We start from the raw sequence: 24270 nt of genomic DNA, 5'->3' as shown, positions 1-24270 counted from the left end.
CCCCCGAGTGACCAACCAAGGAGGACAAGTGACAAGGCTCGGCTTCGTCGGTCTCGGCCAGATGGGCAAGGGCATGGCCGCCAACCTGCTGGCCGCCGGACATCCGCTCACCGTCAACGACCTCGACGCCGCGGCGGGCGAGGAGCTGGTGGAGGCTGGTGCCGTATGGGCGGACTCCCCGGCGGAGGCGGCCGGTGCGTGCGAGGTCCTCTTCACCTCGCTTCCCACCCCGGCCGTGATCGAGGCCGTCGCGTACGCCGGGGGAGTCGTCGACTCGCTCAGCGCCGGGGCCGCGTGGTTCGACCTCTCGACGAACTCCCTGGACCTGGTGAGGAGACTCCACCGCGACCTGCGTGAGCGTGGGGCCGACTTCCTCGACGCTCCGGTGAGCGGCGGACCGGCGGGGGCCAGGAGCGGTGAGCTGGCCGTGTGGGTCGGCGGTGACGCCGAGGTCTTCGAGCGCCGTGGCCACCTGCTCACCGCGTTCGCCGACCGGAGCAGGCGGGTCGGAGGCGTCAGCGCGGGAACGACGGCCAAGCTGCTGCACAACACCGTGAGCGCCACCGTCCACGCGGCGGTCGCGGAGGTCATGTCCGTCGGCGTCAAGGCCGGGATCGAACCGGCCGACCTCTTCGAGACACTCCGTTCGGGAGCGGCGGGACGGCGCAGGACCTTCGACGCGGTCATCCCCCGGTTTCTGGCCGGCAGGTTCGAGCCGGCGAGCTTCCAGCTCCAGCTCGCCCACAAGGACCTGGGGCTGGCGAGGAGACTCGCCCAGGACGTCGGTGTGCCCACGCGCCTGTGCGACCTGGTCTTCGACGAGCTCTCCGAGGCGATGAACCGCGGCTGGGCCGAACGCGACGCTCAGTCCTTCATGACGTTGCAGCAGGAACGGGCCGGTATCGCGCCCATCGAGATCCCCTCCGAAGTCCTCGACGGCATCCGCGACCGGACCTGACCGGACCGCGGACGGCGCTGGTGCGCTCGGGACGCGGGTTCGCGCGCATCCCGGGGCCTGCGCACTACCGGAGGGCGCCCTGCCCGACCCGAGGAGGGAGCACGGACGACGACAGCGCCGCTTCCACGGGCCGACGCCGTTCCCCGCGTCGTCCTCGGCGGCAGCTCAGACCTTCAGGTGCGAGGCGAGGTGCTCGCGCAGCTCCTCGAAGTGCCGCTCCGCCGCCTCGGCGTCGAACATGGAGGTGTCGGCCATGGAGTACCCGTGCTGCGCGCCGGCGTAGACCTCCTGGTCGAGGTCCACCCCGGCCGCACGGGCGGACGAGGAGAGGACGTCCATCTGCTCGGGTGTCATCGAGGGGTCCTGGTCGGCGTGACGCAGGAGCAGGTGCGCCCTCGCGGATCCGAGCCACAGGTGCGGACTGTCCGCGTCGGAGGTGACGAGCCCTCCTCCGTGGAAGCCGCCGACCGCGGCCACGTCGTCCGGATGGTCTCCGGCCGCGCGCAGGGCCAGACGGACGCCCATGCAGTAGCCGACCACGCCGACGGGCCCCTCGGCCACCTGGTCCGCGGACCTGAGGGCGTCGAGGTAGGCCGTGGTGTCGGCGCGGGAGAGGTCGCTGGTCAGGGCCTCCATCCTGGGAACCGCCTCGGCGAAGAACTCCTCGCGCGCGCCCGGCGCACGCAGGTCGCCCCGGGGGGAGGTCTCCTCCGCCGTCCCGGAGCGGTGGAAGGTGTTGGGTGCGAGAACCACATAACCCCACCCCGCGATGCGGTCAGCCATCTGGCGGATCTGCGGGCGCAGGCCGATGGCGTCCATGAAGAGGAGGACACCGGGAAGAGATCCTCTCGCGCCCTCGGGTCGGGACAGCCATGCCTCGGCTTTACCTGCTCCGGTCTCCACCGTTGTGTTCTTCAATGGAAATCCTTTTCGAGTGATGTGTGAGTCACCTTTGTCGGCTTGTTCGCAAGGGTACGTTCCGGTCAGGTGATCGGCAAATCGGAGGCGCTTGGTTCTGCGATGGTGTTCTCCTTTCCGGTGCTTCCTGGGTTCCTTGACAGGTCGGTGTGGCGGCTCTTTGCCCTTCGTTGCGATTGGACGTGTTCGTGTCGGCTTTCGATGGAATCCGAGTCATATGCCTCGGCCAGTTCTACTTCGCTCCCTACTGCTCGATGATGCTGGCCCGCATGGGCGCCGAGGTCATCAAGGTGGAAGCCCTTCAGGGAGACCCCTACCGTCGCCTGGCCAGCGCGGACGGAAGCGGGACCTCCATGCAGTTCACGATGCTCAACTCCGGCAAACGGGCCATGCGGCTCGACCTGCGGTGTCCGGAGGGACAGGAGGTGCTGCGGCGTCTGGCCGAGACGGCGGACGTACTGGTCCAGAATCTGTCACCGGGCGCGATGGACCGCTTCGGGATCGGATGGGAGACCATGCGCCGGGTCAATCCCCGACTCATCATGGCCTCGGGGACCGGTTTCGGGTCGTTCGGTCCCTACGCGGGCCAGCCCGCCATGGATCTGACCGTCCAAGCCCGCTCCGCGATCATGAGCACCACGGGTTCCATGGACGGGCCTCCCACCCGGACGGGCCCCTCCGTCGTGGACTTCACCGCGGGCGCGCACATGTTCGGAGGCGTGGTCACGGCCCTGTACCAGCGTGAGCGGACCGGTCTGGGACAGCACGTCGAAGTCGCCCTCCAGGACGCGATCATCCCGTCGCTGTGCTCCAACATCGCCGGTCACGTCAACACCGGCGGGCGGATCCCGGAACGCACGGGAAACCGTCACGGTGGCCTCTCGGTCTCCCCCTACAACGCCTACCGGACCTCGGACGGCTGGGTGACCCTCCTGTGCCCGACCGAGGGACACTGGGCGGTGCTCCGCGAGCTCATGGGCGATTTCGAGGCCCTGGACGACAGGTTCGCGAGTATGGAGGGGCGCTGCGCGCACAACGACGAGGTCGACGCCATCGTCGGACGCTGGACCCGCGGGATGACCAAGGCAGGCGTCGCGGAAGCCCTGTCGGCGACGAGTATCCCGAACAGCCCCGTCGTCGGCATCGGTGACCTCCTGGAGGACGAGCACGTGGCCGCGCGGGGTGTGCTCCGCTGGATGGATGATGATGACGGTTCCTGGATGACCATCGGCAGCCCGCTCTTCCTCTCCGGGTCGCCCATGGTCGAGCCGACTCGGCCGCGGAGCGTCGGCCAGGACACCGACTCGATTCTCATGGGGGACCTCGGGATGACGGAGGAGGAGGTGTCGGCGCTGCGTGAGGCGGGAGTGATCTGAGTCCGACCCTGCTGGTCAGCCGTGGTACGTGACGGCCTCGCCGACTCCTGCCCGCGCGGTGCGAAACGCGTTGGCGGGGTGATCGAGGTCTGGGTAACCGAACGAGACCGCGACGACGACCTTCCGGCTGTCGTCGATGGCGAAGTACTCGCGAAGGAAGGGCGACAGCCGGGCGAGGGCGGCCTGGGGGATCGCGCCGATCCCCAGGGACCGCGCCGCCAACAGCAGCGCCCCGAGGTAGATCCCGGAGTCGACGGCGCCGTAGACCCCCTGTTCCTCGTGCGCGGTCACGACGGCCAGGTGCGGCGCGCCGAAGAGCTCGAAGTTCCTGAAGGTCTGCCGCGTGCTCGCCTCCCTGTCGCCTCTGGCGATGCCGACGGCCTCGTAGAGCTGCCAGCCCGCCGCCCGACGCCGCTCCCGGCGAACCCCGGTGTATCCCTCGGGCATCGTGTAGTCGGGTGCGGAGTAGCCGCCCCGCTCCTCCAGGTGGGCGATCAGGCCCTCGCGGAAGTCGTGGGTCGCCGCGCCCGAAGTGACATGCAGTTCCCACGGTTGCGTGTTGCACCACGAGGGAGCGAGCTGGGCCATACCGAACATGCGGTCCATGAGTTCACGCGGTACGGGATCGGGGAGGAAGGCGCGGCAGCTCCAGCGCCCGCGGAGCAGGGCTTCGAGCACCGCGTCCGGTGCGTCGGCGGTCGGCTCGCCCGAGCGGAGTTCTGGTCGCGCGTCGAACGGGTGGTGGTCTGCGTCGATCCTCATCGAACCCCCATGGTGGTATGGTGACAATCAATTACCGGAAAACGCGTCCTGAAAAAAAGGAATGCGGTGGCCGCTGGTGCGGCACCTGGTGTGATCTGGAGAGGAGATCAGGTTCATGGTTTCCTCCGCGAGAAACTCGGGCGGCAAGCCGGAGACGATGGTCGCTTACGCGTCCCGACACATCAGGGCGGCATTGGCGAAAGGGGACATCAAGCCGGGCGGACGCATTTCGCCGAACGCCTTGGCCGAGGAATTCGGCCTTTCCCATATCCCGGTGAGGGAGGCCCTGGCATCCCTGGCCGCCACGGGATACGTCGTCCACCACCGGGGCCGTGGCTACTTCGCCCGTGAACTGTCCCCGGAGGACCTCGATGACATCTGCCAGTGGCGGGAGGTCACCGAACGCGAGGCGTACCGCCTGGCCGTGCCGAGACTGACGGACGGCGACATCGCGCACATGAGGGACCTCGTCGAGCGCATGTCGCGTCTGCTGGCCCCCGAGGACCGGTTCGCCTACGTGGAGCTCGACCGGGAGTTCCACTTCACGTGCTTTCGCCGGGTCGGCTCCCAGAGGCTCCTGACGATGCTCGACTACCTGTGGGACTCCGCGCAGCCGTACGCGACGCTGGAGCCGACCGGCAGCGGGCACAGCCACGCCGAACACGTCGATCTGCTCGCGTTGCTGGTGTCGGGGGAGACCGACGCCGTCATCGACGGTATGAGGCGGCACCGCCGGACCTGTCTCGCGCACGCCGGCTCCTGGGAGCAGGGCCCGGACCAATCCCGGAGGTGACGCCGCTCCGCCTCCGCGCGTGAGCCCCTGCCACCCACGCCGCCTTCCCGGTGAGCATGCCCTTCACGTCACGCCCCCCAGTGGCGCTCGTACTCCTCGGGCTCCACCGGTTCCGCGAAGCTGGTCCTGCCCAGAGAAGCCGACGTGTAGGTGACGAAGCAGTCCGGCGCCGCGCCGTGCCAGTGCTCCTCCCCTGGCGGGGTGAAGACGACGTCACCCGCTTTGACGATGTGGGCCTCCCCGCCGCGGGTCGCGATGACGCCCTTGCCCGAACCCACGATGAACAGCTGGCCCCGTTCGTGGGAGTGCCAGAACGTGTGCTCGCCGGGCTTGAACATGGCCCCGTTCACGGAGATCCCCTCGGCCGTCAGGATGTTGTCGATCAGCACGTCGCCGGTCGTGGCGCACACCTTGGTGCCGGGCTCGGCGGGGGAGTCGTTGCGTCCGCGCTCATAGGTGGTCATGCCGTGCTCCTTCGGAGACGATCGGGTTCTCCGGTGCTCCGGGCCGGGCCTCATCCCGTCCGCTGGGCGGCTCCGGTCTGGGTCGGAAAACTATATGCATGTACTATGCTTATATCATGGACCCACTCATCCGTGCTATTGACGACCACCTTCTCCTCCTGAGGCAGGCCCAGGCCCGGCCCGACTACCGGCGCAGGCTCCTCAAGGGGGTGGAGGGCGTCTCCGGTGTCGGGACGCTCCGCGTGCTCCGGTCGATCGAGCGTGCGGAAGCGCGCGGTCAGGCTCCCGCGATCGGTCAGGTCGCCCGCGACCTGGAGGTCGAGCAGTCGACCGCGAGCCGTGCCATCAACGAGACGACGAAGAGGGGCCTCACCGTCCGCCGACCCTGTGCGGACGACCAGCGGCAGGTCCTGCTGGAGCTCACCGACCTCGGACGCCAGGCGGCCCTGCGAGCCACCGGCAACCGTCAGGAGATGGTGGCCGAGGCCCTCGCGGACTGGTCCGAGGAGGACGTCAGCCGGTTCAGCCGGTTGTTCGGCGCCTTCGTCGAGGTGCTCTCCCAGGTCGAACCCAAGGAGGACGACATCGGTGACTGAACCCGCGACCGCTGAGGCACCGACACCCAGGAGCGCGCTCTCCCTGCTGGTGAGCCGCTCCTTCGGACTGTTCTTCGCCGCACGGCTCCTGACGTCGACAGGTGTGTGGCTGCACGGGGTCGTCGCCGCCATCGCGGCGTTCGACGCCACGGGATCGGCGCTGGCGGTCGGTCTCGTCAGCGTCGTCCAGTTCGCTCCCCAGCTGGTCCTCGCCCCCCTCTGCGGAAAGTGGGCGGACAGGGGTGACGTCAAACGGCAGATGCTCCTCGGCCGCACCCTCAGTGCGCTCGGATCTGCCGGACTGGCCGCCTGGTACCTGTTCCCGGCCGACACGCCCGCGTGGACGGACGCGACCGCCGTCGCCACGTCGTCCCTGGCCGTCGGCCTCGGACTCGTCATCGGCGGTCCGGCCATGCAGTCCGCCACCCCCATGCTCGTCAGCCGCGACGAACTCCCCGCGGCGATGGCGCTCAACACGGCGCCGATGACTATCGGCCGTATCGCCGGACCGGCCTTCGGGGCCCTGGCAACGATCGGCTTCGGCTACGGATGGGCGTTCCTCGCGGCAGGCGTGGCCAACCTGTTGTTCGTCGCGCTGATCGCGTGGATCGTCTTTCCGCCACCCCCGGGACGCGAGGCCGACGAGCGCTACTCCGTCCGCGAGGCCCTGGCCTTCGTGCGCTCCGACCGCCCCGTGCTGCTGACACTCATCGGGGTCACCGCCGTCGGGTTCGGTTCGGAACCCACCGTCACGCTGGCACCGCCCCTGGCCGCCGAACTGGGTGGCGGCACCGTGACCGTGGGCGCCCTCACGACGTCGATGGGGATCGGTGCCGCCGTCGGTGTTCTCGTGACCTCCCTGCTGGCCCGTCGCGTCCGACATGACTGGGCCGCCTTCGTCGGCATGAGCACCATGGCCGTCGCGCTCGCCAGCTGCGCGCTGCCTCTGCCCAGGGAGGCCGTGGTCGCCGCCTTCGCCCTCAGCGGGCTGGGCTTCATCATGGCGATGTCGAGCCTCAGCACCCTCCTGCAGTTGCGCCTACCGCCCCTCATGCGCGGCCGGGTGATGGCCCTGTGGCTCATGGGATTTGTCGGCTCGCGTCCCCTGGGAGCGCTGCTCGTCGGCGCGCTGTCCGACGCGCTCACCGTGTACGTCGCGTTCGGCTGCGTCGCGGTGTCGCTCCTCGTCTGTGCGGTGGTCTGTAGGCCTGCGCGCCTGCGCGGAACCGCGCAGGACCAGAGCCCCGAGGACGCGCCGCAGAGATCTGTGGACGACCGGCAGCAGTGATGAGAAGTACCCGCGACCGGGCGGTCGGCTGACACCACCGAGGCGGCCGTGCGCATCGTCGTCGTGCGGATCGTCGTCCGCGCCCGCTCCCGCGGCGCCAGCCACACCGTCGGCCCGGTTCCGGCGGGGATCCACGACGGCGATCCACGGGCCACTGGGCGGATATCCACCTTCCGCCGCCAGCTCGGGCGCGTGTCCGTCCGGGCCCAGAGGCATGGACGGACACCCGAAGCGGCGCCGTTCCCGTCCGTGCGTGGTCATCACCGACCCGGTCAGCCGACGGTTCCACGCGGTGGTCAGCGGCCCGCCACGCTTCTCGCGGACCGGATCCCCCACGTCCTGATCCGGCGCGACTGACCGGTGGCTGCTCCCCGTCAGGCGATCGTTGGCCCACCGCGTCCACTGGCCGAGACCCCCGACCCACGAGCGCTCCGGGCGTGCTGTGCAGGGGCGCCAGCGGTGTCAGCGTCCGTGACGGCGACCTCTGCCACGAGCCAGTAGGCGGACGATTCTCCGCAGGAGTGGACGAAGTGATCCTTGACACACCTATGCGGCGCTCCTAGGGTGATCACTATCACGATTAATTGTTCGCAAATACGAACCCCGGAGGCGAGATGTTCGGTACGGTACGTGCGGTCCTCCCTCTGTCCCCCTCCGAGACCGGTGTCCTTGCCCTGGCGGCAGTGTGAATCCGCGCAGGGGAATCCTCGCTCTGGCGTTCGATGCGCGGCTGGGCACGATCGTGTGGGGGAAGTTCTTCTCGGCCACAGCCTTCTGGATGACCACGGTCATGGTCGGCATCCTCATCTACGAGTGGACCGGCTCCGCGCTCATGGTCGCGTTGGCGAGTGTCTTCCAACTGGTCCCGCAGTTCTTCCTGGCGCCTTTGAGCGGAGCCTGGGCGGACCAGGGAAGGGTCGTTCGGCAGGTCGTCGTCGGCCGGACCCTCATCGCGACGGGTGCGGCGGGCGTGGCTGCGTGGCTGACCTGGGCGACCGCCTCCCCCGGTATCGACATCGCGGTGCTCCTCGCGGGCTGCATGGTCTCGGGACTGGGTTTCGCTCTCGGGGGACCGCCCCTGCAGTCGATCGTGCCCGAGATCGTCGAAAGGTCTGAGCTGTCGACCGCGATGGCGCTGAACACGGCGCCCTTCACGGTCACCGCCGTCGTTGGACCCGCGCTGGCCGTCATCGTGGCGTCGGAGTTCGGCGTGGCGGCCGTCTTCTGGATCGCGGTCGGCGTTCACCTGGGGTTCGCGGTCGCGATCCTGCTCGCGCGCCTGCCGAGCCCGCCACGGGTGGACGCCGATCTCTCGGTGCGGGCAGGTGTCCGCTACGTCCGATCCAACAGGAAGGTCCTGGTCATCCTCGCTGTGCTCGCCGGTGCCGCCTGTGCGGCAGAGCCCGTCGTGACGCTGGCGCCGGCACTCAGTGACGCGGTGGGCGGCGGCCGGGATGCCGTGGGGTACATCACCGGGAGCTTCGGCGCGGGAGCGACTCTGGGCCTGTTGTCCTTCGGGCTGGTGGCTCGCTGGTTCTCGTCGACGGGCCTCAGCCAACTCGGCGCGCTCTGCCTCGCGCTCGGCCTCTTCGTCGTCGCCCTGGCGGGAGCACTGCCACAGGTCCTCGTCGGATGCGCCGTCGCGGGGCTTGGCTTCACGCTGGCCACCAGCACGATGTCCTCGCTCCTCCAGAGCTGCGTTCCCGCCCACGTGCGCGGCCGTGTCATGGCGATGTGGATGATGGCCGCCTTCGGTGTGCGCCCGGTCGCCGCAGCGGTCGCGGGCTTCCTCGCGGACGCGGCGGGAGTCCCCGTCGCGACCGTGCTGGCCGCGGGGATCGCCTTGATGGTGGCTTTGTTGACCTGGCTTCACTCGGCGGCCCTCGAACAGGTGGAACGGGACTTCGCCGAGGCCGGACCCCCACGGGACGAACGCCCCGGCGGACTCGTTTCCCCACCCGCGCCCGAGACGGACTGCCCGCGATGACCGCCTGACGCCGGGGCGGAAGAAGAAGATGACGTCGCCCGGGATATCTGCGCAATCAAAATATGAGGAATGATCAATGGAACTCACGTTAGAACGGCGCGGCATCGCGCGGACCCTGCCAGCGGCCATCGGCTGCGTACTCGTCCTGTCCGCATGTTCTGGGGCATCGGGAGCTTCGGACGACGGCGTCATCACCTTCGCGGTGGCGGACTTCGAAAACGACGCCCTCGACCCCGCGATGGAAACCAACACCGGTATGCGCACGACCAAGTTCCTGATGTGGGACTCGCTGCTCGAGATCGGTTCCGAGGGGGAACTGGTGCCGGGGCTGGCGGAGGAGTGGGAGATCTCCGAGGACGGCACCTCGTGGAACTTCGTACTCCGTGAGGGGGTCACGTTCCACAACGGCGAGGCGCTGACAGCCGATGACGTGAAGTTCAGTCTCGACCGTATGCGCCATGAGAACGCGGCGACGGGCGACGCCGCGTTCGCCCGTGACGTGATCGAGAGCGTCGAAGTCGTCGGCGACCACGAGGTCGTCGTCAACACCAACGGTGTCCAGACCTCTCTCCCGTACCTGGTGTCGTCGCACCAGTCGACGATCGGAGTCGTCATGCCGCAGGACTATCTCCTCGAGGAGGGCGGCGAGACCTTCGAGGAGCAGCGTGAGCTGCTCGAGCGCGCGCCCGTCGGGAGCGGTCCGTTCAGGTTCGTCGAGCGCTCGCACGGGGACTCGATGGTCTTCGAGTCCCTCGACGAGCACTGGCGCGCCACACCCGAGATCGAGCGTGTGGAGTTCCTGCGCGTGAGCGAGGAGGCCACGCAGATCTCCATGCTGCAGTCGGGCGAGGTGGACATCATCAACGTCTCCCCGGAACAGGCCGGGCTCCTGGAGGAGACGGGATTCGAGCTGCGCAGCGTCCCCCAGGCCAGCGAGATCGGGTTCTTCTTTCCGGGCCTTTGGCGCGACGGCATGGAGGACATGCCCGCGGGCGACGTGCGGGTGAGGCAGGCCCTGTCCCTCGCGATCAACCGGCAGGCCATCATCGACTCGGTCCTGGCGGGATACGGAAACCTGAAGGAGACCCCGTGGAACACCACGGGGGCGACCGCCGACATCGACGCCGCGGACTGGGAGAGCTGGGCGCAACGGGCGAACGAGTACGACCCGCAGCGTGCCAGGGACCTTCTGGCGGAGGCCGGTTACGCGGACGGGTTCGGTATCAGGGTCTTCACCTTCCCGCGTCCAGGCGTGCCCGCTCTCCCGCAGATCTCCGAGATCGTCGCCGCCCAGTGGGCGGAGATCGGCGTCGACGCCGAGATCGTGCCGACGGACTACAACTCGTACCGCCCGCACTGGGTGGGGCAGGCCCCTGACGACACCTACAACCTGGGTGACGCGAACCCCTTCGGTACGGCGCCCAGATTCGATCCGATCGGCGCCTTCGCGGCCTACGTCACGCGAGAGGGAGGCGCGGCACAGCTGACGAGCGAGCCGGAGGTCGACGAACTCGTCGAGCAGGCGGCCAACACCATCGACGACGCCGAGCGCCAGGCTCTCGTCGAGCAGGCCTACAGGCTCTTCGTCGAGGAATGGGCGGTACTCGAGATCGCCATCGTGGACAGCGTTTTCGCCGTCAACGGTGACGAGGTCGGCGAGTGGCGCGTCATCCCCAGCTATCCGTTCCTCGGGCGGACGTTCGAGACCATCAGCCTTCCCTGAGAACAGACGAGGCGGAGAACCACATGACAAGCGGCAACCGACCAAACGCGCTTCGGGGAACCCTGGCGGGAACCCTGACGAACTACGCGGCTGGAACCACCTACCAGGGACTGCCCGACGAGGTCGCCGAGCGGGCCAAGATGATCATCTACGACCAGCTGGCCTGCGGGCTCGTGGGCAGTGCGCTCCCGGCCGGGAAGGCGATCGCGCGGTACGTCGAGCAGCTCGGCGGAGTGAGGGAGTCGGCGGTTCTCGGGCTCGCCGGTCACGGCGCGCCAGCCGCGATGGCGGCGCTCGCCAACGGCACGGCGGGGCACGCCGACGAGTTCGACAGCGTCCACTCGACCGCTGACTTCCTCGGCACCGGGCATCCCGCCGCCGTTGTCGTGCACGCCGCGGCCGCTGTGGCCGAGCGTCAGTCCCTGCCGGGGGCGGAGCTCGTCAACGCCGTGGTCCTCGGGTACGACGTGGGCTCGCGCACGATCTCCTCCACCGGGGGGCTGAAGGCCATGGAGTCCGGGCACGGACTCTACGCCGGGTCGCTGCACTCGATCGGGGCGGCGTTCGCCTCGGCGCGCCTGCTCGGTCTCGACCAGCGACGCATGCTGTACGCGGCCGCTCTGGCGCTCAGCCAGAGCCTAAACAACACGACGTTCTTCGGCGAGAACCGGCACATGAGCAAGGCACTCGCCGAGGGACAGTCGGCATCGGCGGGCGTCAGCGGAGCGCTCCTGGCCGCGCTGGGCTTCGAGGCCAGCGAGAACGTCTTCGAGACGCGCGCGGGCATCCTGGACACCTGGGGCGCGCCCGAGCGAAGGGGTGAACTCGTCAAGGACCTGGGCAGCGAGTTCGCCGTCACCGGGGCGAACTTCAAGTTCTACTCCGCGGGCTACCCCATCCACTCGGCGGTCGAGGCGGCGCTGGAGCTGAAGTCGAGGAACGCCGTCGACCTGGGCGCCATCAAGCGGATCAGGGTGAGGTTGCCGGCCTTCCCGGCGAGCGTGGTCAACGACCGCGCGATGCCGACCATCTCGCTGCAGCACATGGTGGCCGTCGCCCTGGTGGCGGGCGGGCTCGGCTTCGACGAGGCGCACTCCGCGTCGTTGCAGTCCAGCCCCGAGGTGCTCAGGCTCAGGTCGCTCGTGGAACTGACAGGTGACCCGGACTTCGAACCGAGCCAGCCGCGGGGCGCGACGGTCTCCTTCGAGATGTCCGACGGGCAGACCGGGACCGAGTACCACGTCGACCACCCCCGGGGCCACCGCTTCCGCGAGCCCCAGCCGACATGGAGCGATCTGCGCGGCAAGTGGGACGAGCTCCTCGCACGCCGGATCGGCCAACGGCGGTCCGACGAGTACTTCGACGCCTGCGTGTCCCTGGACGCGGTCGACGACGTCACCGAGGTGACGGCGGCCCTGGCAGGTGCGCGGCGATGAGACCCGAGGAAGCGGCCACACCCGCGGGGCGGGATGCGCACGGCGCGGAGTCCGGGGACGGCAGGCACTCGGCCGCGCACCTGATGTCCGCGGACCACGTGCGAAAGCACTACCCCCTCAAGAGCGGACTCCCCTTCATCCGCAGGTCCAAGGCCGTCAGAGCCGTCAGCGACGTGTCGTTCGACCTCGACGAGGGCCAGACGCTCGCCGTCGTCGGCGAGTCGGGATGCGGCAAGAGTACGACGGCGCGGATGCTGCTCCAGCTCGATCGGCCGACGTCCGGTTCGGTGAGGTTCCGTGGGCGTGACATCTGGGCACTGGGCAAGGCCGACCAGCTCGACTACCGTCGGGCGGTCCAGGCGGTGTTCCAGGATCCGTCCAGTGCTTTGAGCCCTCGGCGGAGGGTTCGGGAGATCGTCACCGAACCCCTGATCACGATCGGGGGGACGAAGGCGTCCGAGGCCCGGAAGCACGCCGCTGAGTTGCTCGGACGTGTCGGACTCACGACGGACGTGGCTGACAGGTTCCCCCATCAGCTCAGCGGTGGGATGAAGCAGCGCGTCGCCATCGCCCAGGCGCTGGCGACGAATCCTTCGGTCATCGTCCTCGACGAGCCGGTTTCCGCGCTCGACGTCTCCACCAGCGCCGAGATCCTGAACCTGTTGAAGGCCATCCAGGCCGATCTCGGTGTGTCCTACGTGCTCATCACCCACAACCTCGCGATCGTGCGCTTCCTCGCTGACAAGGTCGCCGCGATGTATCTCGGTGGAGTCGTCGAGTCCGGCTCCAACCACCAGGTCTTCGGGAACGCGGTCCACCCCTACACCCTGGCGCTGATGTCGGCCTCGGTCCCCGACGACGGGTCGATCCCCGAGTCGGAGCGGATCATCGTCGAGGGCGACATCCCGTCGCCTGTGCACCCGCCGTCGGGTTGCCGTTTCAGGACACGCTGCTGGCTGGCGCAGGGCCTCGGAGACCCCGAACGCTGCCGTACCGAGACGCCACAGCCCACCGAGATCACGCCCGGTCACCGGGCGGCCTGTCACTTCCTCGGCGAGGCGGCGTCGTCCAGTCGACGTCGTGTGCTCCTCGCCAGCCTGGGAGAGCACCAAGCACCCCTGGCCGTGGGCGTGACCCGATGCGAGGAGGTGCGACCGTGCTCCGGTTCATCGCACGGCGAGTAGGTCAGGGCCTCGTCACGATCGCCCTCCTGACCGTGGTGGTCTTCCTGCTCTCGCGAGCGACCGGTGATCCGCTCGACAGCCTCGTCCCCGTCGACGCCTCGGAGGAGCAGCGTGAGCACGTCGCCCGGCAGCTCGGTCTGGACAGGCCGCTGTGGGAGCAGTTCCTCGTCTACGTGGGGAACCTCCTCAGAGGTGACCTCGGGATCTCGTTCACCCACCGTGTCCCGGTGACGGAGCTGTTCGCCGAACGCATCTTCAACAGCCTCGCCCTCGTCGTCCCGGCCTTCGCCATCGTGGTCCTCGTCGGACCGGCGCTCGGCGTCATCGGCGCCACGTCCCGCTTCTCCACGGTGCGCCGCGGTGTCCTGATCCTCGCCACGCTCGGCATCGCCATGCCGGTCTTCTGGCTGGGTCTGGTGCTCGTGAGGATCTTCGCCGTCGAACTGGGCTGGCTGCCGGCCTCGCGGATGGGCGGGTGGGAGCACTACGTCCTGCCCGTCACGTCACTGTCGCTGCTGCTCATCGCCGGGATGATGCGCCTCGTTCGATCGAGCATGCTCGAGTCGATGGGCCGCGACTACGTGAAGCTGGCGCGGATCAAGGGGGTCTCCGAGCGATCCATCCGGTGGAAGCACGCCCTGCGCAACTCGCTCTCGTCAGCTGTCGCCTTCCTCAGCGTGTACATGTCCTCGCTCGTCGCGGGGACCACCGTCATCGAGAAGGTGTTCGCCTGGCCGGGCGTCGGACTCCTGCTCTACGACGGTGTCGTCGCCAGGAACTACCCGCTGGTCCAGGGCGTCATCCTCATCTCGGTCGTCCTCGTCGTCGCGGTGAACACCGTCTTCGACGTCCTACAGGCCTACCTGGACCCGAAGGTCCGTCTGAGCGGAGTGAGCTGACATGGCAGGAGTGTTGTCACCGCGACAGGACGTGAGGCGACCACGGACGGGTTCGCGCGCGAGGCCGCGCCGACGGAACCTGCCGTGGGTCGCGATCGTGATCATCGCCGTGTTCCTCGTCGCGGGGATCTTCGCCCCGTGGCTCGCCCCGGGTGACCCGTACGCCCCGAACCTCGCCGGCCGTCTCCAACCGCCGTCGGGGGAACACCTGCTGGGGACGGACTCCCTCGGCCGGGACCTGCTGTCACGTCTGGTCTACGGAGCCCGTACCACCCTGGTCGTGGTGGTGGTCTCGCTCCTGATCTCCGCGGTGATCGGTATCGGCCTGGGTCTGGTCGCCGGTTACTTCCGGGGGAAGGTCGACACCTTCGTCTCGCGCACGGTCGACGCGACCCTCGCGATTCCCTCCATCTTCATCGCGCTGGCACTCGCCGCGTCCCGCGGGCCGGGCGAGAGTTCGGTGATCATCGCCGTCACCCTCATCCTGTGGGCGAGGTTCACCCGCGTCGTGAGGTCGGACGTCCTCTCGTTGAGCGAGCAGGACTTCGTGGCCCAGGCCGCGGTCACGGGGTGTACGCGACGAAGGACCATGATGGTGCACATCCTGCCCAACGTGATGAACAGCATCCTGGTACTGGTCAGCATCAACATGGGCTACGTCATCATGCTGGAGGCGTCCCTGAGCTTCCTCGGGGCAGGTGTCCCCCCGCCGACGCCGTCGTGGGGAAGCATGATCTCTGAGGGGCAGGAGTACATCGGACTCGCCTGGTGGATCTCCATCGTCCCCGGCGTCGCGATCACCCTCATCGTCCTCGCCCTGAACGTCCTCGGCGACTGGCTGAGGGACTACATGGACCCCCGTATGAGGGACGCGCTCTGACGCGTTTCCCGAGTACTCATGGCACACGTGCGAGGTTCCCGCGGCGACACCCGCTGCCGCGCCTCGTGTAGGGAGATCACCACCCATGGCAGTGACCACACCCCCCGTCCCCACGCCCCCGTTGAAGGATGCGGACGGCGCCGTCCTCGCCGTCAAGGACCTGGCCATCGAGATGCGATCCCGTCAGGGTACGGGTCAGGCGGTCTCGGGGGTCACCTTCGAGGTGCGTCATGGCGAGACCCTGGGTCTCGTCGGCGAGTCGGGATCGGGCAAGAGCCTCACGGCTTCGGCGGTGCTTCAGCTCCTGCCTCGTCCCATCGCCTCCGTCACCTCCGGCGAGATCGAGTTCAGGGGCGAGGACCTGCTCGCCAAGTCCGAGGGCGAGATGCGACGGATCAGGGGCCGACAGATCTCGATGGTGCTCCAGGACCCTCTGGGCGCCCTCAACCCGGCCTTCACGATCAAGTCCCAGCTGGAGGAGTCCCTCAGGCTGCACACCGACCTCAGGTCCAAGGGCTTGGCGCAGCGTGCGGTCGAGCTCCTCCGCCAGATGAAGATCCCGCACCCCGAGGAGCGGATCAGGGACTACCCGCACCATTTCAGCGGCGGTATGCGCCAGCGCGTGGTCGGCGCGATCGCGATCTCCGCAGGTCCGGAGCTGCTGATCGCGGACGAGCCGACGACCGCACTCGACGTGACCGTGCAGGCGGCGTACCTGGAGCTGCTCAAGGAGATGAAGGAGCGGACGGGTATGGCGATGCTCTTCATCACCCACGACTTCGGGGTGGTCCGCTCGGTCTGCGACCGGGTGGCCGTCATGTACGCGGGGCGACTCGCGGAGGTGGCACCGACGCGTTCGGTCTTCACGGCGCCCCAGCACCCCTACACCCGAGCGCTGATCGACTCGGTACCGGAGATCCGCAGGCCCACCGAGAAACTGACCACGATCGGTGGGTCGCCTCCGTCGATCTACGACCAGCCCCCGGGCTGTCGGTTCCACGACCGGTGCTGGCTCTACGAGCGGCTGGGCCGCCCCGAGCGCTGTCGCCGGGACGTCCCCCGACTGCGGCCGACCGCTGCCGGGGCGGACAGCTCGGTGGCGTGTCACTTCGCGGAGGAGGTGGCCTCCGGCCTTCCCACGGCGGGTTGACCGAAGAAGTCCACCGGGTGTCGCCCTGACGGAGCGGGACACGACAGTACATCCCGCCCTTCGGGCACCCGGTGGCCAACCCGCTCGGGGTCGCGGAACCACCGCGCCCGGGAACACCGTCCGCGACGGCTCCACCGCTTCACCGGACTCCGTCCGGCCCCTGGCCGGTAGGGCCGTCATCCGCCTGCTCACCACCCACGACGAGGCCCGCGTCGGCGCGGCGGTCGTCACCCGCTCCACCGCGCTCGCAAGCCCTTCACCGCGTGGTCGTTACCCAACAGGGAACGCGGTCGGTGACGGAACCGGTCCCGTCACCGACCGCCGCACTCAGTGCTGGACGACCGTGTCATCCGAACGCGGCGAGGTACGCCTCCTCGGAGACGTCCTTGTCGACCCAGAGCGTGTCACCGAGGGAGAGAACGGTGTAGACGAACATCGAGTCGGGGCTGGCACCGTGCCAGTGCCGTTCACCCGGCGAGGAGTACACGATGTCGCCGGCCTGGGCGGTGAAGACGGTGTCCTCCGAGACGACGACACCGCGGCCGTAGTCGACGATGAAGAGCTGCCCTCCGGTGTGGTAGTGCCATCCGGTTCGGCAACCCGGCTGGAAGACGACGGCGTTGAGGCGCACGTCGCCGGTGTCCAGGAGGTTCTCCATCATCATCATGCTCGCGAGCGGAGAACCCTGCGACTGTCCGACGTCTCGCCGGGTCATCTGTCCGGAGCGTCCCCGTACGTGGTGCATCTGGTGGTTTCCTTCGCTTCCCATCGTGGCGGTCGATGACGCGGGCCGCATCTCTCGATGTGGCGCGCACCACCGAACACTACTCCATGTCTTTAAATATGAACAGGTTTCCTTAAATACGAACTCATGGCTGTCTGGCTTGTTCCGTGTGGCCCCAACCGACCGGCTTTCCGTTCGCGGGGGAGGAGATCCGCGAGAGCTGAGGGGACTCGGAACCCGAGGAGCGGCCGAGGCCGCTGTCGGGGTGGAGGGATGCCTACCCGGGCACGAACGCGGAACGGTCCGGGTGCCGCCGATCTCCGACGGGCGGTTGGGCATAGGAACACCGGCGCGTCCGCCCGCGGGGGACTCGCCAGCGGGGGAACACCAGAACCTCCCTTCACGGAGGACACCTCCGTAACGTGGTGATCGGGGCATCCGAGGTGGACGCCCGGGAGTGGAGAAGGAGACTTCGTGCAGATCGACGAGCGCATTCCGACCGCCAAGAACCCGCCCGAGCAGTTCACCGGCGACGTCTGGCTGGACCCGATCGCCTTCCCACGCGAGGACGGCCAGCGGATGGTCGTGGCGAAGGTGCGCTTCGCGCCGGGCGCCCGCACCGCGTGGCACTCCCACGCTCGAGGCCAGACCCTGCACATCACACAGGGGGTGGCCTGGGTGCAGTCCCGGGGCGGGAAGAAGGTCGAGGCCCACCCCGGCCAGACCCTCTACTGCCCGCCCGGCGAGGAGCACTGGCACGGCGCCTCCGCCGACTCCTTCATGGAGCACCTGGCGATGCTCGACAACGCCGACGACCCGGCCGCGACCACCACCTGGCTCGAGCACGTCTCCGACGAGGACTACCTCGCGTGACACGGCCCGCGCAGACGGAGTCGGTCGTCCGCTCCAACTTCGCCGCCCAGGAGGACGCGATGGTCCGGGGGGACGGCGAGGCCCTCGGCGCGCTGCTGGCCGACGGCTTCACCCTCACCCACATGACCGGCTACCGCCAGACGAAGGCGGAGTGGCTGGACCAGGTCCGGACCGGCGAGATGGCGTACCACAGGGTGGAGAACGTCGACGTCGCGGTCGACCTCTCGGGCGGGGCACCGGTGCTCCTGGCCCGTACCCGGACCGAGGCGACCATCTGGGGCGCGCACGGGACCTGGCGGCTCCGGTTGCGGATCCGCTTCGCTGAGGTCGACGGTGTGTGGCTGGCGGCCGAGTCGGTGGCCTCGATCTGGTGAGGTGGCTCCCGGAGGACACGGGGACAGAGGCCGGGGAGCCGACGTCGCCGACCCGGGACGCGGTGCTTCTGACCGACGACGTCCCGTCCCGCCACTGAGGGCACCAGTAGCCGGTCCCAGGGCGCGTCCGCTCCCACACGCCTGTCAGAGACCAACCATTGCCATTCCCGCGGCGTTGTACCGGTCTCCCTGGACGCCCACCCGCGCGGCGAGCGCGTCCAGGTCGGCGACCTCGTCGGCCGAGAGCGCCACCCGGGTGGCGCCGGCGTTCTCCTCGACCCGGCCGCGGCGGCGCGTGCCGGGAATCGGCACGATCCACGGCTGCTGGGCGAGCAGCCAGGCGAGCGCGACCTGCCCCGGCGTCGCCCCCTTGGACTCGGCGAGGGCGCTGACGTGCCCCACCAGGGCCTCGTTGGCGTCGATGTTGTCGGCGGCGAAGCGCGGGATGGTGGAGCGGATGTCACCGGCGGCGAACTCGGTCGAGGCGCTCACGGTGCCGGTCAGGAAGCCCTTGCCGAGCGGGCTGAAGGGGACGAACCCGATACCGAGCTCGCCGCAGGTCGGCAGTACCTCGGGCTCGGGATCGCGGGTCCACAGCGAGTACTCGCTCTGCACCGCGGTGACGGGGTGGACGGCGTGGGCACGCCGGATCGTCCCGGCGCCCGCCTCGGACAGCCCGAAGTGGCGTACCTTGCCCGCCTTGACGAGCTCACCGACCGCTCCCGCGACGTCCTCGATCGGCACGTCGGGATCGACGCGGTGCTGGTAGAAGAGGTCGATAGCCTCGACACCAAGGCGCCGCAGCGACGCGTCCGCGACCCGCCTGATCTGCTCGGGCCGGGAGTCGGTCCCGGCCATCCTGCCGTCCTGGATGTTCCAGCCGAACTTGGTGGCGACCACGACCTCGTCGCGTAGCGGTGCCAGTGCCTCGCCGACGAGCTCCTCGTTGACGTAGGGCCCGTAGACCTCGGCGGTGTCGAGGAAGGTGACGCCCTCCTCCCGGACGGCGTACCGGATCACGTCGATCATCTCGTCGCGGTCACCGGGGTTGGGGCCGTAGCTCTGTGACATGCCCATGCAGCCCAGACCGACGGCGGAGACCTCCAGGCCCCGGCCGAGTGTACGCGTGTGCATGTGGTGCCTCCTCAGGCTTCGGGATCTTGGTGCCCGACTTCTCGCGGGTGCTGTCGGCGGGTTCGGTGCCGCCGCGCACACCGGTGTCCAGGGCGTCGACAGAGCCTCCTCGACGGCCGAGACGGTCTGTCCCGGCGAAGACACCAGTTCCGAGGACCGGTGTTCCCGCGCCGTTGTTCGGGTGACGCCCGGAACGCTCACGTCCCCCACGCTAGGCAGGGCCCGGCCAGCGGGGGGAGTGTCTGGTGAACCGGGTACCCGCAGTGCCCCCCAGTACCCGCGGTGCCCCCGCACCGGGCGCGGATCCCGGCGGCGGGTCCCGAAAACGTTCGCGGTGCTTGGTTCCCGCACCGGTCGGGGTGCGGCCCTGGCATGGCTCCAGTTCACACCGGATCCGCGGGCTGGGGGAGTCACGCCCGTTCGGGGTAACGGCAGTACCTCCCATTTCGCGCGGAGCGCGCCTACCGTGGAGGCATGGGAACGATGGACCTGCGCAGCGAAATCCGTGAATTCCTGAGTTCGCGGCGGGCGCGCATCACCCCGGACCAGGCAGGCCTTCCGGCGTACGGCGGCAACCGCCGCGTCAAGGGGCTGCGCCGCGAGGAGGTGGCGATGCTCGCGGGCGTCTCGGTGGACTACTACGTGCGCATGGAGCGGGGCAGCCTGGCCGGGGTCTCCGAGAGCGTGCTCGACGCCTTGGCCTCGGCGCTGAAGCTGGACGAGGCCGAGCGCGACCACCTGTTCGCGCTGGCCCGTGAGTCGGGGACGCGCAGCAGCCGCCGCGAGCGCAGCGCCCCGGCGACCGTCCGACCGGTGCTGCAACAGGTCCTCGACGCGATCACCGACGCCCCGGCCTGGATCCGCAACGGCCGCCACGACGTGCTGGCCATGAACCAGCTCGCCCGCGCCCTGTACTCCCCGGTGCTCGCCGACCCGCGACGCCCGGCGAACACCACACGGTTCGTCTACCTCCACACCGAGGCGGCCACGGAGTTCTTCGTCGACTACGACCAGATCGCCAACGACGCGGCCGCGATGCTGCGCCTGGAGGCGGGCCGCAACCCGCACGACAAGGCGCTCATCGCGCTGGTCGGTGAGCTCTCGACCCAAAGCGAGCTGTTCCGGCAGCGGTGGGCCTCCCAGGACGTGCGCTTCCACCGCTCCGGGAACAAGCGGCTGCGCCACCCGGCCGTCGGCCAGCTCGACCTCGACTTCGAGGCGATGGAACTCCCCTCCGAACCCGGGCTCCAGATCAACGTCTACACCGCGCCCGCCGACTCCCCGGCGGCCGACGGCCTCAAGCTGCTGGCCTCGTGGGCCGCGAGCCAGGAGGATCTGCCCACCGAACAGTCCCCGGCCACCCGCTGACCCCGTCCGAGCGCTCGCCCGGCGGGGGCTCGTCTGTGTCCTGCACGGGCCGGACGCCGGTGCGGTACGGCCCGCGCGCCTTCGCTAGCTGCTCGGCGCGGAACCGGGGTCCGTGGCCTGGCGTACCCGCTGTGCGATCAGGGCGTAGACGTCCCGCGCCGTCTCGGCGTCGTTCTGGTCGTAGCCGTGGTCGGCTCCGGGGACGACGTGGTGGTCGACCAGGGAGCCGACCCGGCGGAGCCGCTCGGCGTAACGGTCGCCCTCGGACCGGAGAAGGTCCTTCTCGGCGGTGATGACGAGCGCCGGGGCGATGCCGGTGAGGTCCGCGTTGTCCGAGGGGTGGGCGGGGGAGACCAGGGGGTCGCCGCGCTTGCCGGTGTCCGGTACGTAGGAGGAGTCGAAGACATCCGCCATCCAGGGGCGCAGCATCGGCCTGTCGGTGACCGAGCGCTTGTCCCTGGCGTTGGTCGCCAGGTCCAGTGGAGGGTAGTGCAGGACCTGAAGCGCGATGGAGGGCCTGGACTCCTCCAGGGCCTGACGGGCCACCGCCGCGGCGAGAGCGCCCCCGGCGCTCTGGCCGCCCACCACGAGCCGGCCGCCGTCCCAGCCGTGGTCGGCGCCGTGCTCGGCGACCCACCGCACGACCTCGTACGCCTGCCGAGGCGGTGCGGGGAACCGGTGCTGGGGAGCCACGGCGTAGTCCACGTTCACCACGGCCACACCGGCCTCCGCGGCGAGGCAGCGGCACAGGGGATCGTCCAGTTCGGTCTGTGCCATGACGTAGCCGCCGCCGTGGAAGTTGACGTAGACCGGCGGAGTCGTCTCCCCGGACCCGGGCAGGTAGACGACGGCGCGGGCGGGGGCGACCGAGGCCGGGATGGTGAGTTCGAGCGTCCTGCGGGGGTACTCCGGGTAACGGTTGAGCAGGTTGGCCGCGGCGTAGCGACCCCCTGCCACGGCTGTGGCCGCCTGCATCGCTCGCGCGACCAGGGCGGCCACCGTCGGACGGGCGAGGATGGACATGACAAGCTCCGTTCGTTCGGTTGGAGGTGTCCGCGGCCGGGTCCACGGCCTCCAAGTCCGGGACGCACGCTCGCGAACCGGGCGGTGGGTGTGCTCGATGCCGTTCGCTCAGCCGACGCGGTGCCCGGGTTCAGGCCTGGACGATGCGGCGCAGCCAGGGCAGGCGCGGGGCGTTGGCGTTGCGGCTGAGGGCGGCCTGGGGGGCCAGGATGTCGAAGCCGTGGAAGCCGCCGGGCCACACGTGGAGTTCGGCTGATCCGCCCGCCTGCCAGATGCGGGAGGCGTAGTCGACGACCTCGTCGCGGAAGGTCTCGGCGGAGCCCACGTCCAGGAAGGCGGGGGGTAGGCCGGACAGGTCGGTGGCGCGGGCGGGTGCGGCGTAGGGGGAGACGTCGGGGCCGCCCGCGGCCTGGCCGAGCAGGGCGTTCCAGCCGGTGGCGTTGGAGGTGCGGTCCCACACGCCCACCCCGGCCATCTGGCGGGCCGAGACCGAGTCGTTGCGGTCGTCGAGCATGGGGCACAGGAGCAGTTGTCCCTGGAGGGCGGGGCCGCCGCGGTCGCGGGCGAGCAGGGCGGTGGCGGCGGCCAGCCCGCCGCCCGCGCTCTCACCGCCCAGGACCAGCTTCCCGGTGTCGATGCCCAGTTCCACGGCGTTCTCGGTGATCCAGGTCAGGCCCGCGTAGCAGTCCTCGACGGGGGTGGGATGGGGGTGTTCGGGTGCGAGCCGGTAGCCGACCGAGACCAGGGCCAGGCCGAGCTCGCGTGTGAGCTCCAGCACCTGAAGGAGCCCCGGGCCCCTGTGGCTGCCGAAGATCATGCCGCCGCCGTGCGCCCAGTACAAGGCCCCCACGGGGCCGGCGGCGGCAGTGGGGCGGCACACGATCAGAGGGATGTCGGCTCCCTCATGGCCCGGTGCGTGGTGCTCGACCACGGTGTAGGCACCGTCCAGGGTCAGGTCCGTGTCCGTCTCCGGGGGGCGCTGCGCACGCATGCCCGGAACCATCTCGGGGGTGATCGAGGACGGCACCTGCGCGCTGATCATGGAGAGGAACGCGGCCAGTTCGGGGTCGAAGCGCGGGCGGGCAGGAGTGGACATGTGTGCCTTCTGTCGGTGGGCGTGGTGAGCCGTACGCCTTCAGTGTGCTGGTGCGCGGGCCGCCGAGGACAGCGCCGTGTGGCGGGTGCGTGCCGCCACACGGCGGGATCGCGGGCCTCGATGCTGTGCGGCGGGGCGGTGCGGAGGCCGGGCCCCACACCGTCCTTGTCGCATGGGCTCACGGGCAGGAGTCGAGCCGAACACCGTCGGGGACGGGCCGGGCTCAGGCGAGCGTGGCGGTGTCGATGACGAAGCGGTAGCGCACGTCGGAGGCCAGGACCCGCTCGTAGGCCTCGTTGATCGCGCTGGCGGGGATGATTTCGATCTCCGCGTTGATGCCGTGCTCGGCGCTGAAGTCAAGCATCTCCTGGGTCTCGACCAGACCCCCGATGAGGGAACCGGCGTAGGACCGGCCCTGGGTGAGCAGGGAGAACACGTTGAGCGACAGGGGCTCGGCGGGGGCGCCGACGTTGACCATCGTGCCTTCGGCGGCCAGCAGCCCCAGATAGGCGTCCAGGTCGAGCTTGGCGCTGACCGTGTTGATGATGAGGTCGAAGGAACCGGCGAGTTCGGCGAAGGTGGTCGGGTCGCCGGTGGCGTAGTAGCGGTCCGCGCCCAGACGCAGGCCGTCGTCCTGCTTCCTCAGCGACTGCGACAGGACGGTGACCTCCGCACCCATGGCGTGGGCGAACTTGACGGCCATGTGGCCGAGTCCGCCGAAGCCGACGACCGCCACCCTGGCGCCCGGACCCGCGTTCCAGCGGCGCAGCGGTGAGAAGGTGGTGATCCCGGCGCACAGCAGTGGCGCGGCCGCGGCCAGGTCGATGCCCTCGGGGATGCTCAGGACGAAGTCCTCGGTCACGACGATGTGGGTGGAGTAGCCGCCCTGGGTGGGCTGGCCGTCCCCGTCGACGGAGCCGAAGGTGAGGACCCCTTTGGCGCAGTACTGCTCCTGGCCGCCGCGGCAGTGGTCGCACTCGCGGCAGGAGTCGACCAGGCAGCCGACCCCGGCCCGGTCGCCGACGGAGAACCGGGTGACCTCTGAGCCGACCCGGGTGACGATCCCGGCGATCTCGTGTCCGGGGACCACGGGGTAGGCCTGCGGGCCCCATTCGCTGCGGGCGTGGTGGATGTCGGAGTGGCAGATGCCGGCGTAGGCGATCTCGATGAGGACGTCGTGCGGGCCGACCTCGCGGCGCTCGACGGTGGTCGGGGCGAGCGGCGCGGTCGCGGACGTGGCGGCGTAGGCGTTGACGGTGAACAC

The 24270-nt window shown here is 69.6% G+C and carries 23 protein-coding genes; 15 read left to right on the top strand and 8 right to left on the bottom strand.

Annotation, left to right across the window (positions count from 1 at the left end):
* Positions 1 to 28 precede the first annotated feature (28 nt).
* Entirely contained in the window at positions 29 to 958 is a 930-nt protein-coding gene (locus ACSIH6_RS26075) for an NAD(P)-dependent oxidoreductase (protein ID WP_435110960.1), read from the top strand.
* Positions 959 to 1123: 165 nt separating this feature from the next.
* Here the strand turns inward: ACSIH6_RS26075 and ACSIH6_RS26070 are convergent, their stop codons facing one another.
* Positions 1124 to 1876 (bottom strand): dienelactone hydrolase family protein, encoded by a 753-nt coding sequence (locus ACSIH6_RS26070; protein WP_435110958.1) that lies wholly within the window; start codon positions 1874 to 1876, stop codon positions 1124 to 1126.
* Positions 1877 to 2064: 188 nt separating this feature from the next.
* Between ACSIH6_RS26070 and ACSIH6_RS26065 the strand changes: the two genes are divergently transcribed.
* A complete protein-coding gene (locus tag ACSIH6_RS26065) occupies positions 2065 to 3252 on the top strand; it encodes a CaiB/BaiF CoA transferase family protein (protein WP_435110957.1) in 1188 nt (395 codons plus the stop codon).
* Positions 3253 to 3267: 15 nt separating this feature from the next.
* Here ACSIH6_RS26065 and ACSIH6_RS26060 read toward each other — a convergent pair whose 3' ends face one another.
* Positions 3268 to 4014 carry a nitroreductase gene (locus ACSIH6_RS26060; RefSeq protein ID WP_435110955.1) on the bottom strand — a complete coding sequence of 249 codons (747 nt, stop codon included), beginning with the start codon at positions 4012 to 4014 and terminating at the stop codon, positions 3268 to 3270.
* A gap of 115 nt (positions 4015 to 4129) precedes the next feature.
* Between ACSIH6_RS26060 and ACSIH6_RS26055 the strand changes: the two genes are divergently transcribed.
* Positions 4130 to 4807, top strand: a complete 678-nt coding sequence (locus ACSIH6_RS26055; protein WP_435110954.1) for a GntR family transcriptional regulator — start codon at positions 4130 to 4132, stop codon at positions 4805 to 4807.
* 68 nt (positions 4808 to 4875) lie between these two features.
* On the opposite strand, the gene ACSIH6_RS26050 is transcribed toward ACSIH6_RS26055, so the two are convergent.
* The gene (locus ACSIH6_RS26050; RefSeq protein WP_435110953.1) at positions 4876 to 5271 is read right to left on the bottom strand and encodes a cupin domain-containing protein; all 396 of its coding nucleotides are present in this window, start codon (positions 5269 to 5271) and stop codon (positions 4876 to 4878) included.
* Positions 5272 to 5387: 116 nt separating this feature from the next.
* Between ACSIH6_RS26050 and ACSIH6_RS26045 the strand changes: the two genes are divergently transcribed.
* The 9 genes from ACSIH6_RS26045 (at position 5388) to ACSIH6_RS26005 (ending at position 16414) form a co-directional block, all read left to right on the top strand.
* Entirely contained in the window at positions 5388 to 5867 is a 480-nt protein-coding gene (locus ACSIH6_RS26045) for a MarR family winged helix-turn-helix transcriptional regulator (RefSeq protein ID WP_435110952.1), read from the top strand.
* Positions 5860 to 7155 carry an MFS transporter gene (locus tag ACSIH6_RS26040; protein WP_435110951.1) on the top strand — a complete coding sequence of 432 codons (1296 nt, stop codon included), beginning with the start codon at positions 5860 to 5862 and terminating at the stop codon, positions 7153 to 7155. The genes ACSIH6_RS26045 and ACSIH6_RS26040 overlap by 8 nt, the downstream gene beginning before the upstream one ends.
* 685 nt (positions 7156 to 7840) lie before the next feature.
* A complete protein-coding gene (locus ACSIH6_RS26035; RefSeq protein ID WP_435110950.1) occupies positions 7841 to 9142 on the top strand; it encodes an MFS transporter in 1302 nt (433 codons plus the stop codon).
* A gap of 76 nt (positions 9143 to 9218) precedes the next feature.
* Complete coding sequence (locus ACSIH6_RS26030) at positions 9219 to 10865, top strand: ABC transporter substrate-binding protein (RefSeq protein ID WP_435110949.1); 1647 nt, start codon at positions 9219 to 9221, stop codon at positions 10863 to 10865.
* 23 nt (positions 10866 to 10888) lie between these two features.
* Entirely contained in the window at positions 10889 to 12301 is a 1413-nt protein-coding gene (locus tag ACSIH6_RS26025) for an MmgE/PrpD family protein (RefSeq protein WP_435110948.1), read from the top strand.
* On the top strand, positions 12298 to 13485 hold the full coding sequence (locus ACSIH6_RS26020; RefSeq protein WP_435110947.1) for an ABC transporter ATP-binding protein: 1188 nt from the start codon (positions 12298 to 12300) through the stop codon (positions 13483 to 13485). The genes ACSIH6_RS26025 and ACSIH6_RS26020 overlap by 4 nt, the downstream gene beginning before the upstream one ends.
* Positions 13458 to 14384, top strand: coding sequence for an ABC transporter permease (locus ACSIH6_RS26015; protein WP_435110946.1), 927 nt, complete (start codon positions 13458 to 13460; stop codon positions 14382 to 14384). The genes ACSIH6_RS26020 and ACSIH6_RS26015 overlap by 28 nt, the downstream gene beginning before the upstream one ends.
* A 1-nt stretch (position 14385) precedes the next feature.
* Positions 14386 to 15264: an ABC transporter permease gene (locus tag ACSIH6_RS26010; RefSeq protein WP_435110945.1), complete on the top strand. Its 879-nt coding sequence runs from the start codon at positions 14386 to 14388 to the stop codon at positions 15262 to 15264.
* Between the two features lie 85 nt (positions 15265 to 15349).
* On the top strand, positions 15350 to 16414 hold the full coding sequence (locus ACSIH6_RS26005; RefSeq protein ID WP_435110944.1) for an ABC transporter ATP-binding protein: 1065 nt from the start codon (positions 15350 to 15352) through the stop codon (positions 16412 to 16414).
* A gap of 346 nt (positions 16415 to 16760) precedes the next feature.
* Here ACSIH6_RS26005 and ACSIH6_RS26000 read toward each other — a convergent pair whose 3' ends face one another.
* Positions 16761 to 17081: a cupin domain-containing protein gene (locus tag ACSIH6_RS26000; RefSeq protein WP_435110943.1), complete on the bottom strand. Its 321-nt coding sequence runs from the start codon at positions 17079 to 17081 to the stop codon at positions 16761 to 16763.
* A 531-nt stretch (positions 17082 to 17612) separates the two neighbouring features.
* Between ACSIH6_RS26000 and ACSIH6_RS25995 the strand changes: the two genes are divergently transcribed.
* Entirely contained in the window at positions 17613 to 18011 is a 399-nt protein-coding gene (locus tag ACSIH6_RS25995) for a (R)-mandelonitrile lyase (protein ID WP_435110942.1), read from the top strand.
* A complete protein-coding gene (locus tag ACSIH6_RS25990; RefSeq protein ID WP_435110941.1) occupies positions 18008 to 18385 on the top strand; it encodes a nuclear transport factor 2 family protein in 378 nt (125 codons plus the stop codon). Before ACSIH6_RS25995 ends, ACSIH6_RS25990 begins: the two co-directional genes overlap by 4 nt.
* A gap of 144 nt (positions 18386 to 18529) precedes the next feature.
* Here ACSIH6_RS25990 and ACSIH6_RS25985 read toward each other — a convergent pair whose 3' ends face one another.
* The gene (locus ACSIH6_RS25985; RefSeq protein ID WP_435110940.1) at positions 18530 to 19519 is read right to left on the bottom strand and encodes an aldo/keto reductase; all 990 of its coding nucleotides are present in this window, start codon (positions 19517 to 19519) and stop codon (positions 18530 to 18532) included.
* 483 nt (positions 19520 to 20002) lie between these two features.
* Here ACSIH6_RS25985 and ACSIH6_RS25980 point away from each other — a divergent pair, with 483 nt between their 5' ends.
* Positions 20003 to 20887 (top strand): helix-turn-helix transcriptional regulator, encoded by an 885-nt coding sequence (locus ACSIH6_RS25980; RefSeq protein WP_435110982.1) that lies wholly within the window; start codon positions 20003 to 20005, stop codon positions 20885 to 20887.
* 84 nt (positions 20888 to 20971) lie between these two features.
* Here ACSIH6_RS25980 and ACSIH6_RS25975 read toward each other — a convergent pair whose 3' ends face one another.
* The 3 genes from ACSIH6_RS25975 to ACSIH6_RS25965 all read right to left on the bottom strand — a co-directional run bounded on the left by ACSIH6_RS25975 (position 20972) and on the right by ACSIH6_RS25965 (position 24270).
* Positions 20972 to 21910, bottom strand: coding sequence for an alpha/beta hydrolase (locus tag ACSIH6_RS25975; RefSeq protein WP_435110939.1), 939 nt, complete (start codon positions 21908 to 21910; stop codon positions 20972 to 20974).
* 130 nt (positions 21911 to 22040) lie between these two features.
* On the bottom strand, positions 22041 to 23006 hold the full coding sequence (locus tag ACSIH6_RS25970) for an alpha/beta hydrolase (RefSeq protein WP_435110938.1): 966 nt from the start codon (positions 23004 to 23006) through the stop codon (positions 22041 to 22043).
* Positions 23007 to 23229: 223 nt separating this feature from the next.
* Positions 23230 to 24270: an NAD(P)-dependent alcohol dehydrogenase gene (locus ACSIH6_RS25965; RefSeq protein ID WP_435110937.1), complete on the bottom strand. Its 1041-nt coding sequence runs from the start codon at positions 24268 to 24270 to the stop codon at positions 23230 to 23232.

Origin of the sequence: Nocardiopsis synnemataformans, assembly GCF_965343085.1 — a bacterium.
Taxonomy (GTDB): domain Bacteria; phylum Actinomycetota; class Actinomycetes; order Streptosporangiales; family Streptosporangiaceae; genus Nocardiopsis; species Nocardiopsis alborubida.
The sequence above is the reverse complement of the archived record's forward strand: the minus strand, read 5'-3'. Positions and strand labels throughout refer to the sequence as shown.